This window comes from Sphingomonas sp. (assembly GCF_024508665.1).
Taxonomy (GTDB): Bacteria; Pseudomonadota; Alphaproteobacteria; order Sphingomonadales; family Sphingomonadaceae; genus Sphingomonas.
Window position 1 is genome coordinate 171,493 of the sequence record NZ_JANINP010000001.1, and the last position, 14,666, is coordinate 186,158.

The following is a 14,666-nucleotide window of genomic DNA, read 5'->3' on the forward strand; positions in this document are numbered from 1 at the left end:
GGACCGCGCTTATCCCCATCCAATGCGATTATCCACAGCGCAGCTGGCTTTGTGCCGACGGAGGAGTGGCGTAGAAGGGGGGCATGGCGACAGCGATTCATTCCTTGCCGGGGGCGGAGACGCCCTCGCTCCCCCAAAATGTCGAGGCGGAGGCCGCCTTGCTCGGCGCGATGATGATCGATAATCGCATCGCCGAAGAAATCGACAAGCTGACCCCCGATCACTTCTTCGAACCGCTGCATGGGCGGATTTTTGGCGCGATCAAGAAGATGGTCGACGCCCAGATGCCGGCGACGCCAGTCAGCCTGCGTCCGATGTTCGAGGCCGATCCGGCGATGAAGGAACTGGGCGGGCCGGGCTATCTAGCGCGGTTGACGGGGTCTGGTGCGGGATTGATCGGCGCGCGGCAATTTGCCCAGCAGATCTACGACCTTGCGCTATTGCGCACCCTGGTCGGGGTCGGACGCGACCTGGTCGACAAGGCGATGGACACTTCGCAGGAGGTCAACCCGCGCGCGCAGATCGAAGCGGCCGAAGAGGAATTGTTCAAGGTCGCCGGCGACGGTGGCAGCGAGGCGTCGGTCAAGACGTTTGCCCAGGCCTCGACCCTGGCAGTGGCGATGGCCGACCGTGCGCTCAATTCGGGCGGCGGTGTATCGGGCGTGACCACCGGGCTCAGCTCGGTCAACGCCAAGATGGGCGGCTTCCATCGCTCCGACCTGATCATCCTCGCCGGGCGACCGGGCATGGGCAAGACCTCGCTCGCCACCAATATCGCGTTCAACGCGGCGCAGCGCTACATGCAGGATGAGCGGGACGGGATCGATCCCAAGCAACGGATCGGCGCCAAGGTCGCGTTCTTCAGCCTCGAAATGTCGGCCGACCAGCTGGCAACCCGCGTGCTCGCCGAGCAATCGCGCATCTCGAGTCAGGAACTGCGCATGGGCAAGATCAGCCAAGCCGACATGGATCGGCTAGTGGTGACCGCCGGCGAATTGCAAAACCTGCCATTCGTGATCGACGACACCGCGGGCCTCACGATCGGCCAGCTTCATACGCGCATGCGGCGGCTGCAGCGGCGACATGGCGAGAACGGCATCGGCATGGTGGTGGTCGATTATTTGCAATTGCTGTCGGGCAGCGGCGCGCGCGCCAGCGACAATCGCGTGCAAGAGATTTCGGAAATCAGTCGCGGGCTCAAGACCCTGGCGAAGGATTTGAACGTACCGGTGCTGGCGCTGTCACAGCTCAGCCGACAGGTCGAAAGCCGCGAGGACAAGCGTCCGCAATTGAGCGATCTTCGCGAATCGGGATCGATCGAGCAGGACGCCGACGTCGTTTTGTTCGTCTATCGCGAGGATTATTACGTCGCGGCCAAGGAGCCCAAGAAGCCGGTCGATGGCGACGACGCCAAGGTTTTTGAGGATTACACGCGCTGGGGCCAGGAAATGGAGCGCGTCCATGGCCTGGCCGAGTTGATCGTCGCGAAACAGCGCCACGGATCGACCGGCAAGGTCATCCTGCGGTTCGAGCCGCAATATACGTTGTTCAGTGATTATGCCGGGGACTATTCGAGCCCGGATTACGAATGATCCGGCACCCCGGCAAAAGCCAGATCGTCACCCCAGCGTAAGCTGGGATGACGAGTTATGGGGGCGAAAGGCAATATTGTCCGAGATCCCGGCCTGCGCAGGGGCGACGATCTTCAGAATACCGGTTCCTCGCCCGGTTTCTCGGGCACGTGGATCCCGCATTCGGTCTTTTCCCACCCGCGCCAGCGACCCGCGCGCGGATCCTCGCCCGGCAGCACTTTCGACGTGCAGGGCTGGCAGCCGATCGAGGGATAACCGTCAGCCTCGAGCGGATGGCGAGGCAGATCGTGTTCGGCGAAATAAGCCTCGAGGTCGGCCTTCACCCAGTCACCCAGCGGGTTGACCTTGAGCCGGCCGTTCTCGACCTCGAACCGCGCGATGTTCTGGCGGGTTTGCGACTGGAACGCCTTGCGACCCGAAATCCAGCTGTCGAGCCCCGCCTTGGCGCGCTTCAGCGGCTCGACCTTGCGGATCTCGCAGCAGCCGTCGGGATCGTAGGACCAGCGCAATTCCTGCGCGTCCTTGGCCGCGAGCACGGCCGGGTCGGGCTTGACCGTCCGGCTGTCACTGAGTCCGAACCTCGCCATCAGGAGATCCCGATATTCAAGCGTTTCCGGGAACATTTTGAGCGTGTCGACGAACACCACAGGCGTCGCCGGGTTGGCGCGGGCGATCAGATGGAGCAGTACCGCGCTCTCGGTACCGAAAGACGATACCACTGCCGTGTTGCCGAGTGTCCCTTCGGCAAACAGTGTCTTCAGCATGTCGAGCGTGTCGGCACCCGCGAAGCGCGCGTTGAGCGCGTCCGCATCGGCCTGGGTAAAGGCCGGGGAGGTGTCGATCACGTCGATCTTGCGCAGCGCTTCACCCATGGCGGAGCTTCCACACCGGCACAGCGCCGTCGGCGGCGGTCTGGTAGCGGTATTTGTAGCGATTGAGACTGGCCTCGAGCACTGCCGGATCGATCGGCGCATTGGGGGCAAAACCATCGAAGCCGCAGCGGCGCATATGGTCGATCTGGTCGACCAGCACGTCGCCGGTGGCGCGAAGCTCGCCCTTGTATCCAGCCTCGCGAAGGATTTGCGCCGAGGAATAGCCCCGCCCGTCGCGGAAGCGCGGGAAATCGATCTCGATCAGCGAGATATGATCGAGGTGCGGCAGCAAAGCGCGGGCGTCCTCGCCCGCTTCGAGCCGCACCGCGGACGAATTCGACTGGTCGAGGAAGGCGTCGAGCGTGACCGCGGGTTCTTCGGCCGGATCGTCGTCGCGGAAGCGCAACGGATCACCCATAAATTGCCTCCTTGAACGGATCGAAGCCGACGCGGCGATAGGTGTCGAGGAAGCGTTCGCCCTCGTCGCGCAACTCGAGATATTTGTCGGTGACGCGCTCGACCGCGTCGACGATGCCGTCCTCGTTGAAGCCCGGACCCGTGATCTTGCCGAGGCTGGCATCCTCCGCGCCCGAGCCGCCGAGCAGCAGCTGGTAATTCTCGGTGCCCTTCTTATCGACGCCAAGGATGCCGATATGGCCGGCATGATGGTGGCCGCAGGCGTTGATGCAGCCACTGATCTTGAGCTTCAGCTCGCCAAGCTCGCGCTGGCGGCCGAGATCGGCGAAGCGCGTGGCGATCTTCTGCGCGACCGGGATCGAACGGGCATTGGCCAGGCTGCAATAATCGAGCCCCGGGCAGGCGATGATATCGCTGATCAGGTCGAGATTGGCGGTCGCCAGCCCAGCCGCGTCGAGCGTCTGCCACAGCGCGTATAGATCAGCCTTGCGCACGTGCGGCAGGACGATGTTCTGCGCATGCGTCACGCGCAGCTCGTCGAAACTGTAGCGCTCGGCGAGGTCGGCCATTAGTTCGATCTGCTCGGCGGTGGCATCGCCGGGGATGCTGCCGACCGGCTTCAGGCTGATATTGACGATGGCATAGCCCGGCGCCTTGTGCGCCTTGACGTTCTGGTCGAGCCACAGAGCGAAATCGGGATCGCTGCGGTCGATTGCGTCGCTCAATCCGGTCTCGAACGGCGGCGGCGCGAAATAGGCGGCGATGCGGTCGAATTCCTCGCGCGGCACGTTCGAGCCGTTCTGCAGGATATGCTGCCACTCGGCCTCGACCTGGCGCGTGAATTCCTCCTGGCCGAGGTCGTGGACCAGGATCTTGATCCGCTGTTTGTGGATATTGTCGCGGCGCCCGCTGCGGTTCCACACGCGCAGCGCCGCCTCGATATAGCTGAACAGATCGTCGGCCGGCAGGAACGGCCGGATCAGCGGCGCGACGAACGGCGTCCGGCCCATGCCGCCGCCGATATAGACTTCGAAGCCCAGCTCGCCGGCGTCGTTCTTGACCAGCTTCAACCCGATGTCGTGCAAGCGGATCGCCGCGCGATCCTCGTCGGCGGCCGTCACCGCGATCTTGAACTTGCGCGGCAAATAGCTGAATTCGGGGTGGAAGGTCGTCGCCTGCCGGATCAGCTCGGCCCAGGGCCGGGGATCGCAGACTTCGTCCGCCGCGGCGCCGGCATATTGGTCCGAGGACAGGTTGCGGATGCTTTCGCCGCTGGTCTGGATAGCATGCATCTCGACCGTCGCGAGCTCGGCGAGGATGTCGGCGGCCTGTTCGAGCTTGATCCAGTTGTACTGGATGTTCTGGCGCGTGGTGAAATGGCCGTAGCCGCGATCGTATTTGCGCGCGATGTGTCCAAGCATCCGCATCTGGCGGCTGTCGAGCGTGCCATAGGGGATGGCGACGCGCAGCATATAGGCGTGGAGCTGGAGATAGAGGCCGTTCTTCAAGCGCAGCGGCTTGAACTGGTCGTCCGTCAACTGCCCGGCGAGCCGGCGCCGTGCCTGGTCGCGAAATTCCTCGACGCGGGCGTCGACGATCGCCTGATCGTATTTGTCGTAGCGGTACATCAGTGGGTGGCCCTGATCTGGTTCACGCGGAGGCGCGGAGGCGCGGAGATTTTTCGCGCACGAAGACGCGAAGACACGAAGATTTGGTTCGCGCAGAGGCGCAGAGGACGCTGAGTTAGCGCGCGCGAAGGCGCGCCCTCACTTCCCGCTCGCGGAAAGTGAAAGGCTGCTGCCGCAGCCAAGCGAGACACCTCAGCGTCCTCCGCGCCTCCGCGCGAAAAAACACTCTTTCTTCTTAGCGCCTTAGCGCCTTTGCGCGAAAAATTCATATCACCCAGCTCCCCGCGTTCGGATCGCTAGGCTTGAGCGTCAGATCGGGCCGCACAGTGGGTCCGAGCGCGCGGATGCGGTCCTTGATGTGCGCGGGGCGGGGGCCATCGGGGGTCTCCGTAGCATCGAGGATATAGCCGCCATTGACCCGGCACGCGCCGTCCTCGGCATGCAGGATCGCCTCGCCCTTGTCGCCGACATCGACCGCGTCCTCGACATGGCGCGACCAGCCGCTGCCGGTCCACCAGATCACGTCGCCGGTCGGCAGGTCGTTCCCGGTTAGAATCTTCACGCCGCAGCCTCCGCCATCCGAGCCCACCGGGCCAGTTTATCCTCCGCATCCGACAGTTCGACGACATCGCCGACGACGATGATTGCCGGGCTCTGCACCTGCTCGCGCTCGACCATGGGGCCGAGATCGGCGAGCAAGGTCTTGATCGCGCGATGCCCGGCCAGCGTGCCGCGCTCCAGCACCGCGACCGGCATGTCGGGCGCGACGCCATCGGCCATCAGCTTGTCGGCGATATCGGGGCAGGTCGCGACGCCCATATAGATGACGAGCGTGCGGCCCTTGCCCGCGAGCCCCGACCAATCCTGGTCGGTCAGGCCTTTGCACTGGCCGGCGACGAAGCTGACCGCCGAGGAATGATCGCGATGGGTGAGGGGGAGCATCGCTTCCGCCGCGCAGCCGAGTGCGGCTGAGACGCCGGGAATGACCTCGACCGGCAGGCCGGCGGCGCGCACCGCCTCGACCTCTTCGCCGCCGCGGCCGAAAATGAACGGATCGCCGCCCTTCAGCCGCACGACGATCGCGCCCGCTTTCACATGCGCGACGATCAGCGCGTTGATCGCGTCCTGCGACAAGGTGTGCTTGCTGCGTTTCTTGGCGACCGAGATGCGGTGGGCATCGGCCGGCGCGATGTCGAGCACGGCCGGGTCGATCAACCCGTCATGCACGACGACGTCGGCGCTTTTCAGCGCCTCGACCGCGCGAACCGTGAGCAGGCCTGGATCGCCGGGCCCGGCACCGACCAGGATGACGCGGCCACGCGCGTGCGGATCGAGAAGTGTCGCCATGATGCGGGGCAGATGGGCCGCGGATGCGACGCGGGCAACCGACGCTTGCTACTGGCTGGAATAGCGAAACTTTGCGGGGTTCAGTCCTTGCCCGCCGTCTTGGCGTTCGCCAGCTCCTGCGCGCGGCGCATCAGGCGCATCGCCTCGTCGATCAGTTCGCCGGCAAACACCGGATCGGTCTTGCCGACCGCGATGGTCAGGCAATTGCCGGCTTCGGTTTTCAGGCGGAGCGCGCGGGGAGGAATAGTCACGTCGTTGGCAGGTTTCACATCGCGGCTAATTCACGAAATGCCAACCGGTTCCACGCCCGGGCGCAATCAAATTCAGCTCATCCCGACTTGTTCGAGGACAAAGGCGAGGCGTTCGGCGACGCTGACTTTCGGCAGCAAGATCACGTCGTAACCGAGCGCCGGATAGGCCGCGGCGAGCCGATCATATTCGGCGACCGCCGAAGCGAAATCGTGCCGCCGCTCGGCATCGGACGCGAACAACTCGGGCCAGGGTGGCGCGAGGAAGGCCGGGCTGGAATAGCGATAGCCCGCGGCGAGATCGGCCAGCACCGTTTCGCCCGTCAAGTGCTCAAGCGCGACCGCGGCGTCGATTAGTCCGCGATCGAAGAAGACAGGGCCGGGCAGGGCACGCGCGTCGTCATAATCCTGTTTGGCGAGGGCGGTGATACGGCGCGCAAAGGTGGCCCCATCGATCCACGGCAGCGCGCCGCCGCCCGACGCCAGCTCCTCGCGAACAACGCGTCGGCCCGGCTCCTCGATCGTCGCGAAGCCACGCCTGGCGAGTTCGGCGAGCAGAGTCGATTTGCCGCCGCCCGAGCAGCCCGAGATGATGAAAAAGCCATGCATGCATTCAGCCACCTCAGCTGAAAAATGAAGAAGTCGCGACGTGATACGTCTTCTCGTCCGGAACGGACACGATTTATTGGTTTATCAAATAGTTTCCATTGCCAAGTTGGAGAATGAGGAACAGCCTTTGTCGAGTTCCGAATCGGGGGGCAAACATGACTCGATTAGCTACGGCGCTGACTGTCTGCGCCGGTTCGATGGTGCTCGCCGCAATGGCGACCGGCATGGCCGGAGCATCGGAGACGGTCAATTACACCTATGACGCCAAGGGGCGGCTGGTGAAGGTCGCCCATTCGGGCACGGTCAACAACAACGTTATGTCCAATTACAGCTTCGACAAGGCGGACAACCGCGTCAACGTGAACGTGACCGGCGCACCGTAAGCGGATTCAAGCGTCTATATTCTTCCCAAACAGGATCGCAGAAGATGGTGAACTTGACCCCCGTCGGGCGGGGTGGCTCGCGTTTTATCCGTAGGTTGTCTCTCGTCTCGACGGCACTCAGCGCAAGTCTCTTCATTCTTTTGAATGCTCAACCCGCGCGCGCTCAGATCGCTACAACACAACCGATCCCTCCTTCAAATACGTCAATTGATGATAACAACGTTGATCTTATAAGCGGTCAGGTGTTTTATGATTCATCTGATATAGAAATAGGGTCGAACGGATCGGGTTTGAGTTTTGGTAGGACGCAACGCAGTCTTGGTGACGATAATTCGTTTAGCACAGGTCTTCAGTATGCTTCCACCATAACAGTATTCATTGGGGGGAAGTCGGATAAATTTTCTTCTCCGAATGGATATAGTATAAACGGAACCGGAGCAAAATTGGTAGAATTGGGTAGTACTCCCAATGTGGATAATTACGACTACATTACAAGAGATGGCACGAAATACCACTTTGATACGTCCTACAAGATGACGGTCTTTTACGTGGCAAGCCGACGTGTGTCGGATATTACCTATCCAGATGGGAGGACTTTAAACTTACAGTACGATGTCGACGCGGAGCATCCAATATTGGGAGGGCCTTTCCCTGTTTCTCGAGTTTCGTCCGTTACCTCGTCTGACGGTTATCGCTTGACATTTAAATATCTCTATAACGGATACATGCAGAATAGTACAGATGTTGCGAAGTGGTCGTCGTTAGTTTCTGTTACAGCATCAAATGTCGGAGTAGAATCCTGTTCAGTAAGTTCTTGCTCTTCTAGTTGGCCGACGGTGTCGTATGCATGGTCAGCATCTAACACGATTGTTTCTAAGACGGATCCCTTGGCTAAGACTAGCTCGGTTACGTATAACCCGAGTGGAAAAATTGTCGGCATTCGCGAAGCTACTAGCGGGACTGACACGGTTACTTACACCTACGATACCTCCGGTAAAATTGCGACGGCATCGCGGGGAGGTCAGACATGGTTCTACGCCTACAGCGATGTCGGCGGTGCACGGACGACAACGGTCACAGATCCGCTATCTAATCAGCAGTCCATCCTTGTCGACCTGGCGTCGAGTCAAGTGAAGAGTCGTACTAACGCGGTTGGAAAGACCACCACTTACACCTACGATACGGCTGGAAACATTGCCTCGGTGACTTATCCCGAAGGCAACTCCATTGCCTATGGGTATGACGGACGCAATAATCTGATCTCGAGCACTTATACGCCAAAGAGCGGGTCCGGGCTCAGTGCGATAACGACCACCGCGTCTTACGACGCGACGTGTTCGAACGTGAAAACCTGCAATCAGCCCAATTCGACCACGGATGCGAAGGGCTTCACTACCGACTATACCTATGACGCGAACAGCGGCGGCGTGCTAACCGTAACGCGTCCGGCGCCGACGACCGGTGCGGCCAGGCCTCAAACGCGCTTCAGCTATACGCCTTTGTCGGCCTGGTACAAGAATAGTGCGGGTGCTCTCGTCCAAGCAACGGCGCCGATCTATAAGCTGACGGGTGTTTCGTCCTGCTCAAGCGGGGCGATCTGCGCCGGCACGGCGAACGAAAGCAAGCAGACGATCTCGTACGAAAGCGGATCGTCGAGCGTCCCCAGCAATCTGAAGCCGATTTCGATCACCGCTGCTGCAGGCGATGGCAGCATTATCGCGACGACGACGCTGGGCTACGATACGGTCGGAAACGTTACAACGGTTGATGGGCCGCTCTCTGGAGCCGCGGATATCACGACCTATCGGTACGACGCCGACCGACGAGTGCTGGGGATCGTTTCAGCGGATCCGGATGGCGGAGGCACGCTCAAACGCCGTGCTGTTCGCGTGGCCTACAACGACGCCGGTCAACCGACCGAGCAGGAGGTCGGCACCGTCAATGGGACGACCGATAACGATTGGTTGGGGTTCAGTTCGCAGCAACAACTGACTACGAGCTATGACAGCTATAATCGTAAGGTCCAGGATGTCGTCACTGCTGCGGCGACTACTTATAGCGTGACGCAATACAGCTACGACGCGAACGGGCGCCCGGAATGCACGGCGTTACGGATGAACGCGGCGACGTGGGGTTCCTTGCCCAGCTCGGCGTGCACGCTGGCGGCAGCCGGCGCTGATGGACCGGACCGTATTGCGAAGCTGAGCTATGATGCCGTAGGCCGCGCCATCAAGTCGACCTCGGCTTATGGCACGCCCGACGCGTCGGACGTTGCAACGGTAACCTATAGTGACAGCGGCAAGGTTGCGACGGCGACCGACGCCAACGGCAATAAGACAACGTACACCTATGACGGATTCGACCGCCTGTTGAAGACGAACTATCCGTCGCCGACGAAGGGGGCGGGGGCGAGTTCGACAACAGATTTCGAGCAGCTGTGGTACGACGATAACGGTAACGTCACGCACTGGCTGCTGCGCGACGGAACGCAGATCAATTACGCCTACGACAATCTCAACCGGGTCACGTACAAGGATCTGCCCCCCGGCGATCCCGACGCCGCTTATACCTACGACCTGATGGGCCGCCTCCTTACGGCGATCAAATCTTCGCAGACTTTGACCTTTAGCTATGACGCTCTTGGGCGCAATCTGACCCAGGGCGGCCCGCTCGGGACGGTAGGCTATCAATATGATGCTGCCGGACGCCGCACGCGGTTGACCTGGCCTGACACCTATTACGTGACTTACGATTATCAGGTCACCGGCGAGCTGACGACGATCAAGGAGAATGGGACGACAACGCTCGGGACCTATGCCTATGACGATCTGGGAAGGCGCAAAACGCTCACTCGCGGCAACGGCGTGGTCACGACCTACTCGTTCGATCCGGTCTCTCGGTTGTCGTCGCTGGTTTCGGACCTGACCGGCACGACCAACGACCTGACGCTGGGGTTCGGCTACAATTCCGCATCGCAGATTACGTCCACCACACGCTCTAACAATGCATTTTCATGGACCGGCGCAACCAATGTCGCGCGCAACTACACGTCGAACGGGCTCAACCAATATAGCGCGGCGACCAGCACTATGTTCGGCTATGACGCGCGTGGCAATCTCACCAACTCAGGCAGCAACACCTATACCTACAGTCCGGAGAACCTGCTGCTGACCGGACCCAATTCGGCGAGCCTGACTTACGACGCGCTGCTGCGGCTCTACCAGTCGGGCGGCGCGTCGGTCGCAGCGTCAAACTACCTCTATGACGGTGATCAGATGATCGCCTCCTATCTCGCCTCGTCCGGAGCACTGACTCAGCGTTATATCTTGGGGCCGGGCACGGACGAGGAACTGCTCGAAATCACCGCGGCCGGCGTCAAGACTTGGACTGTCAGCGACGAGCGCGGCTCGGTGATTGCCGGAACAGACGCGTCGGGCAACGTCACGGGTGTCAACACCTATGACGAATATGGCATTCCGGGCGCGAGCAACACGTTGCGGCGTCAATATACCGGCCAAGTCTGGCTGCCCGAGCTTGGCATGTATTATTACAAGGCGCGGATGTACTCGCCGACGCTTGGGCGGTTCATGCAGACCGATCCCATCGGATATGGCGATGGGATGAACTGGTATAATTATGTTGGCGCGGATCCTGTCAATCTTTCCGATCCAACTGGCTTAAATCGCTATTATTATTGGTGGAACGGTGACCGGCTGTTGCGCGAAGAATACGATGACGACGATAATTTCATCGGCGAAAACGATGTCACTCCCGGTAACTCGTCCGGTGGGTTTGGCGGCAGCGGTGGGGTATCCGTCGGCGGTGGCGGTGGCGGTGGCGGTGGTCGTGGCTCAAGTGGCGAACAGGATGGTGGTTCCTCTCCTTTTCCGGACCCGGAACACCTTTGCACGACAGCGCCTCGCCTCACAATCGGCATCGGCTTAGGTGCGATGGGAATGTTAATGAAAGGCTTCGGATATAGTGGCGAAGTTGGCGTGGCGATTCCAATTGGGACGACTATTGGCGACGCTCAATTTTACGCGAAAGACACTACCACCGACATTGACGGTTTTGGTGGAGGCGTGAGCATGGGCGGCAGCCTAAATATTGGTATCAACCGTGGTCCGCTGCGCTCCGGAATGAGTTCGTCAGATGGGTTGCTAGGCGGCATAGCTACGCCGCGGGGTGGTTTTGAGGCCTCATTCACTCCTCCGCAAAGAGAAACCCAAGATTCATTTGGTGGGTCCTTAGGGATTAAGCCGTCCTGGGGACTGGCAGCATATATGGCAAATAAGCGCGAAACGAGCAGGCAAAAGGTCACCGACTCCATTTGCCCCGTAAGGTAAATTACAAATGGTATTCATAATTCTTTGGGCCGTGGCTTTGTCAGCTGCGATTTTCGCTCTTATTAATTTTATCCCTTGGGCGTTATCGGGGTTTTTTGGAAAATATAGAAGGCCATCCAAATACGAAATTATAGGGTTATCTGTTGGAAGTTTGATTTTCTTTGGGATAATCAATTTTATTCTTAAAGACATTCATTAAAAATTTTGGTTATGGTGACAGTTTACTTAATCTGCTAAAATTACGGTGACAGTTTACTAAATGCGCTAAACTGGCACCTGACGAATTTTGGCATTAGATTTGCATTGCCGATCTGGGGAATTAAGGTTCCAGTCACTAAAAGCGCCAAGTTGGAATTGCGGTGATAGTTTACAAAATACATTAATCAATGAACCTCTCACCCCTCACGTAACCCCACCGCGATTGACGCCCGCGCCTGATCGGCCTCGTTCGACACCACCGGATAGGCGCAATAATCCGCCGCATAATAGGCGCTCGGCCGATGGTTTCCGCTCCACCCGATGCCGCCGAATGGCGCCGCCGAGCTCGCGCCGTTGGTCGGGCGGTTCCAGTTGACGATGCCGGCGCGGGCATTGGCCCAGAAGCGGTTGTAGAGGTCGGGGTTCTGGCTGATCAGGCTGGCCGACAGGCCGTAACGCGTGTTGTTGGCTTCCGCGATCGCCTCGTCGAAATCGCTCGTGCGGATCACCTGGAGGATCGGGCCGAACAATTCGATGTCGGGGCGGTCCTTCATCTCGGTCGCGTCGAGGATGCCCGGCGTCAGGAACGGCTTGTCGTCGAACGGGCGTTCCATGTGCCGCAATGGTCGGCCGCCGCGCATCATCAGTTCGAGGAAGCTCTCGGTCAGCAGATCGGCGACCTCGTTATCGATCACCGGGCCCATGAACGGCTGCGGGTCGGCGTGCGGGTCGCCGACGATCAGCCGGCCGGTGAGCTTGAGCAATTCTGCCGTCAGCGGTTCGTACAATGCCTCGTCGACGATCAGCCGGCGCGCCGCGGTGCAGCGCTGGCCGGCGGTGGTGAAGGCGGATTGGATGATGACGATCGCCGCGGCGTGGAGGTCGGGCGCGTCCCACACGATGATCGGATTATTGCCGCCCATTTCCAGCGCCAGGATCTTTTCGGGCCGGTCGGCGAATTGGCGGTTGAGCGCGATCCCGGTGCGCGCCGATCCGGTGAACAGCAATCCGTCGATGCCGTCATGCCCGGCCAGCGCCTTGCCCTCGGCCGGGCCGCCGATCAGCAATCGCGCGCAGCCCTGGGGCACGCCCGCCTCATGCAGGCAATCGACCATGAACGCGCCCGTCGCCGGGGTCTTTTCGGACGGCTTGAACACCACTGCGTTGCCCGCGATCAGTGCGGGCACGATGTGGCCGTTGGGCAAATGCGCGGGGAAATTGTAGGGCCCCAGCACCGCGAGCACGCCGTGCGGCTTGTGGCGCAGCGCCATGCGGCTGCCCATCGGGGAATCGAGCTGGCGTTGGCCGGTGCGCTCGGCAAAGGCGCCGGCCGAAATGTCGACCTTGGCGATGACCGAATCGACCTCGGTCTTCGCTTCCCATAACGGCTTGCCGGTCTCTCGCGCGATCAGGTCGGTGAAGGCGTCGCTGCGCGCGCGTACGACATTGGCATAGCGGCGCAGGGTCTCGATGCGGAAGGTGACCGGCTTGGCCGCCCATTCGGCCCAGCTCTCACGCGCGGCCGCGACTTCGCTGTCGGCATCGCCGATCGCATGGCGCCACAGCAATTCGCCGGTCGCCGGTTCGTAGGAAAGAAGTTCACCCGACATGGATCATGGTCCCTAGCCGTTCGCCGCGGCCGCCGCCAGCCGCTCGCCCGCCAAGGCCTCACCCATTTCGCGTATCGCCGCGACCTTGGCGTAGAGCGGCTCCCAATCGTCGCGCTCGTCGATCGCCGACCAGATCGTCTCGACCTCTTCGATCAGCATCGAGCAGGGTTCGCCCGACCAGTATGGATGAGAGCGGTCGGTACGCGGGGTGTAGGCGGCGAGGGCGTCGCGCACCTCGTCCCATGGCTCGCCATAGCTATCGGGCAATCGGCCGCCAAAGGCGTCGAAGAAGAAGCGATCGATTCCGGTCGCGGTGCCACGCAGCACCGGCTCGATCGTCTGGACCAGCGCGCGGTCGCTGTCGGGATCGCGCGGGGTCAGGCCTAGCCGCCACAGGATCGCGTCGCCGACCGCGCGCTGATAGCGGTCGCCGAACGTGTCCAGCGCCGCGATCAACGGCTCGGCCTCGCAGATCGGGCGCAGCGCGACCGCGAGCTGCATCGCGTCCCAATGGATCGCCTCGGGCTGGCGGCCGAACGCGTACAGGCCGGCATGGTCGAAATAAGCGGCGGTGAAGCCGGGGTCCCAAGTCGGCGTGAAGCGCCATGGCCCGTAATCGAAGCTTTCGCCGGTGACGTTGATATTGTCGGAATTCAGCACGCCATGGACGAAGCCGGCGGCCATATATTTGCCGGCGAGCGTCGCGGTACGCCCGACCACCAGGTCGAGCAGCCGGGCGGCGGCATCGTCGCCAGGCTTTTCCCCGTACAGCCGCAGCAGCGCATAGCCTGTCAGCGCGCGCAACGCGTTCTTATCGCGGAAATAGGCCAGCCGCTGGAACGTACCGATGCGGACGTGGCTGTGGCTGAGCCGCACCAGCACCGCCGAGCGGGTCGGGGAGGGTTCGTCGTTGCGCTCGAGCGCTTCGCCGGTCTCGATCAACGAGAAGGTGCGAGAGGTGGGCACGCCGAGCGCCTCGAGCATCTCGGTCGCCAGGATTTCGCGAATCCCGCCCTTGAGCGTCAGCCGGCCGTCACCGAACCGGCTATACGGCGTCTGGCCCGATCCCTTGGTGCCCAGGTCCATCAGCCGGCCGTCTGCGCCCAGCAGCTGCGCGAACAGGAAACCGCGGCCGTCGCCGATATCGGGATTGTAGGTACGGAACTGGTGGCCGTGATAACGCAGCGCCAGCGGCTCGGGCAGCGTGCCCGACAGAGGCGTGAACCGCCCGAAATGCGCGATCCATTCCTCGTCGCTCAGCGTGTCGAGCCCGACCTCTACAGCCGCGCGATCGTTGCGAAAGCGCAGGATCGTCTGGGGAAAATCGGCCGCGGTCACGCGATCGTAAAATGCATCCCCCAGATCCAGGATTGCCGTTTCGGGGCGATAAGCTTGCGGTCGCGCGGTCATGCGGCA

General features: G+C 61.3%; 12 protein-coding genes. 3 read left to right on the top strand and 9 right to left on the bottom strand.

The window, feature by feature from the left end:
- Window positions 1-83: 83 nt before the first annotated feature.
- Window positions 84-1,592 (top strand): replicative DNA helicase, encoded by a 1,509-nt coding sequence (locus Q0L25_RS00825; protein ID WP_296611028.1) that lies wholly within the window; start codon window positions 84-86, stop codon window positions 1,590-1,592.
- 113 nt (window positions 1,593-1,705) lie between these two features.
- Here Q0L25_RS00825 and Q0L25_RS00830 read toward each other — a convergent pair whose 3' ends face one another.
- From Q0L25_RS00830 to Q0L25_RS00860, 7 genes are all read right to left on the bottom strand, one after another.
- Window positions 1,706-2,464: a phosphoadenylyl-sulfate reductase gene (locus Q0L25_RS00830; protein WP_296611029.1), complete on the bottom strand. Its 759-nt coding sequence runs from the start codon at window positions 2,462-2,464 to the stop codon at window positions 1,706-1,708.
- The gene (locus Q0L25_RS00835) at window positions 2,457-2,882 is read right to left on the bottom strand and encodes a DUF934 domain-containing protein (RefSeq protein WP_296611030.1); all 426 of its coding nucleotides are present in this window, start codon (window positions 2,880-2,882) and stop codon (window positions 2,457-2,459) included. Before Q0L25_RS00835 ends, Q0L25_RS00830 begins: the two co-directional genes overlap by 8 nt.
- Window positions 2,875-4,509, bottom strand: coding sequence for a nitrite/sulfite reductase (locus Q0L25_RS00840; RefSeq protein ID WP_296611031.1), 1,635 nt, complete (start codon window positions 4,507-4,509; stop codon window positions 2,875-2,877). The genes Q0L25_RS00835 and Q0L25_RS00840 overlap by 8 nt, the downstream gene beginning before the upstream one ends.
- A 265-nt stretch (window positions 4,510-4,774) precedes the next feature.
- The gene (locus Q0L25_RS00845; protein WP_296611032.1) at window positions 4,775-5,071 is read right to left on the bottom strand and encodes a DUF2849 domain-containing protein; all 297 of its coding nucleotides are present in this window, start codon (window positions 5,069-5,071) and stop codon (window positions 4,775-4,777) included.
- Window positions 5,068-5,856, bottom strand: coding sequence for a uroporphyrinogen-III C-methyltransferase (gene cobA, locus Q0L25_RS00850; RefSeq protein ID WP_296611033.1), 789 nt, complete (start codon window positions 5,854-5,856; stop codon window positions 5,068-5,070). Before cobA ends, Q0L25_RS00845 begins: the two co-directional genes overlap by 4 nt.
- A gap of 80 nt (window positions 5,857-5,936) precedes the next feature.
- Complete coding sequence (locus Q0L25_RS00855) at window positions 5,937-6,107, bottom strand: hypothetical protein (protein ID WP_296611034.1); 171 nt, start codon at window positions 6,105-6,107, stop codon at window positions 5,937-5,939.
- A 72-nt stretch (window positions 6,108-6,179) separates the two neighbouring features.
- Complete coding sequence (locus Q0L25_RS00860; RefSeq protein ID WP_296611035.1) at window positions 6,180-6,713, bottom strand: AAA family ATPase; 534 nt, start codon at window positions 6,711-6,713, stop codon at window positions 6,180-6,182.
- A 155-nt stretch (window positions 6,714-6,868) separates the two neighbouring features.
- On the opposite strand from Q0L25_RS00860, the gene Q0L25_RS00865 reads away from it, so the two are divergent.
- Window positions 6,869-7,096, top strand: coding sequence for a hypothetical protein (locus tag Q0L25_RS00865; protein ID WP_296611036.1), 228 nt, complete (start codon window positions 6,869-6,871; stop codon window positions 7,094-7,096).
- Between the two features lie 1,130 nt (window positions 7,097-8,226).
- Complete coding sequence (locus Q0L25_RS00870) at window positions 8,227-11,442, top strand: RHS repeat-associated core domain-containing protein (RefSeq protein ID WP_296611037.1); 3,216 nt, start codon at window positions 8,227-8,229, stop codon at window positions 11,440-11,442.
- A 395-nt stretch (window positions 11,443-11,837) separates the two neighbouring features.
- On the opposite strand, the gene astD is transcribed toward Q0L25_RS00870, so the two are convergent.
- Window positions 11,838-13,250 carry a succinylglutamate-semialdehyde dehydrogenase gene (gene astD / locus Q0L25_RS00875; RefSeq protein ID WP_066591723.1) on the bottom strand — a complete coding sequence of 471 codons (1,413 nt, stop codon included), beginning with the start codon at window positions 13,248-13,250 and terminating at the stop codon, window positions 11,838-11,840.
- Between the two features lie 12 nt (window positions 13,251-13,262).
- On the bottom strand, window positions 13,263-14,660 hold the full coding sequence (locus Q0L25_RS00880) for a protein adenylyltransferase SelO (protein WP_296611038.1): 1,398 nt from the start codon (window positions 14,658-14,660) through the stop codon (window positions 13,263-13,265).
- Window positions 14,661-14,666 lie beyond the last annotated feature (6 nt).